General features: G+C 42.5%; 1 protein-coding gene. It reads right to left on the bottom strand.

The window, feature by feature from the left end; translation table 11 throughout:
- Positions 1-194 precede the first annotated feature (194 nt).
- Positions 195-1,430, bottom strand: coding sequence for an IS110 family RNA-guided transposase (locus I2483_RS19055; RefSeq protein WP_207278637.1), 1,236 nt, complete (start codon positions 1,428-1,430; stop codon positions 195-197).
- Positions 1,431-2,170: the final 740 nt, after the last annotated feature.

Below are 2,170 nucleotides of genomic sequence, written 5' to 3'. Positions count from 1 at the left end.
TTCATAGATATGAAAGTTACGAGCCCAGTGGTAATATGTCAAGCACCTAAAACATGAAAACTGGAAATTCATTGCGGTTTCTATACGCAAACTTCCGTTTTTAGGCATATTCAAATAAACCTCGCAATTTCAATGAAAAAAAGGGTGAAATTGGAAGTGTTATGAGGTGTTCGAAAGTAAGAGTATGCGCGTCGTTACTCTCTCCTTTCTTGCGGTATGTATAGCTGATTCGTGCGTAGTAGCGAATGCACGAGGCGTACAAGTTTTCTAGCGGTCAAGACGAGAGCACGTTTGTGTTGATGCTTGGTGACTTCATTGTATTTCTTTTGATAAAAGGCTTTATATTCGGCGTCATACTTGCGTATGGCATCTGCAGCTTGTACGAGATAATAACGTAAGTATTTATTGCCTGTCCGCATTCGGCTCGTATTTTCGGCTTCAAATTCGCCAGATTGATACTGGGTCCAAACGAGCCCTGCGTATTTCGCTAATGCATGGTGGTCATCAAAACGCTTGATATCACCGATTTCAGCGAGTAAGCCGGCTGCGTAGACAGGTCCAATGCCTTTTACGGACGTCAATGTTTGTGGAATACCTTTCATCATCCGGTCAATTTCTTGATCGAGACGTTTGACTTGGCTTTCCATATGGCGAATCGTACTTAAAATCACGGACAGTGACAGATTGATTGGATCGGCCATCATTTTGTCCAAACGATAAGAACTACGTGCGAGCTTTTGAAGATACTTCGCAATTTCTTCAGGCTCCGCAAAACGATTTTTGCCTTTCTCTTGTAAGAACTCTATGAGTTCCTCGACTGGCATTTCTGCAATCGTTTCAGGATCTAGTTCTTCAATCACAGCGACACTTGTCGCACCAAATGTGTTGGAGAAGGGGTTATCTTGGCGTAAGCCACTAAACTTTAAAAATACTTGATTCATCATGTACGTTTTATTTCGTGCAATTTCGTGCATGAAGTGGAAGCGTGTTCGTGTTAAACGACGCAACGCATCATACTGTAGGGTTTCTTGCATTTCATGTGGCAAACGTCCAAAGCGTAAATGATCCGCAATTACCCAGGCATCAATTCGATCGTTTTTCGGTAACGTATCATAGCCCTTTTTAAAGCGAGATACTTTGCGTGCATTCAGCATATAAACCGTACTTTGAATAGAAGGTTCATACCCTTTTAATTCGCTTTTTAAATAATGGGCAATATGCCAACTATATTGATCTGTGGCTTCAAGCCCGATTTTAATGTGTTCACACTGATTTTTTTCCGCTGTTTTTAAAAGCTTGTGAATTAAGGTATTCGCACCTTCTGTATCGTTAGAAACAGAAAAATCAGCGAGTGTATGCCCCTCGCCATGCATGAATTGGACATGATGGGAGCGTAAACTCACGTCTATACCGACTAGCATTTGTGACATGCCAATCACCTCCTTAGGTGGTAGTTAATCAAGATTGTCTCAGACCTGGGTGCCCATCAGAATCATCGATGTCTGCCTCGTTATTAGCAATCAAAGGGAAGAAGACCAAAATGAGCGCTACACTCTCTTCTTCACCAGCGTCGCAGCCAGTGGTTAGACCTTCAATAATGAACGATGGGTAGCAGGCTTATTAAGCAGTACACATAAGTGCCCGCAAGGAGAGAAAGCTATTTCCTGTGTCAATCTTGTCCGTTCCATTGTCTCATGGGCACGGTCTGAGAGAAAAGTAGGTTTAATTAAAAAAGGACGAAGTACTAAAATGGGGCATCCCCCATCCTTCGTCTAAACAATATCAAATTGGGCAATTCAAATAAGCAGGTAAGCACCTGTTAGCTATATAAGTCGAACTTATGATTTCTACTTAATCACCAGTGAAGGTGCCTAACTGGGGTAGCCGAAGCGATAAGACTGACGGTGAACTTCCGTCTGGCTTATCGCGGGAGGCATCCCCAAGCACCGAGCGATGTAAGTAAGATTCTTTATGTGACATCTAGTTTTTATTGATGATTTATCCTTTTGGCCTCCTCGGTAAAGCAGAGGGTCAAACAGGTAAAACATAAACAGGGTGAGGAAGCCAAAAGGCAACCGTTTCCTATAGGAAATCCAACAGACTCTCCAGCAGTCCGGATCAACTGGAAATTCTATCGGAAAGAGCTCTTACTACTAATATACGAGGAGAG

Origin of the sequence: Sporosarcina sp. E16_3, from assembly GCF_017347125.1 — a bacterium.
Lineage (GTDB): Bacteria > Bacillota > Bacilli > Bacillales_A > Planococcaceae > Sporosarcina.
This window is presented reverse-complemented; position numbering and strand designations above follow the sequence as displayed.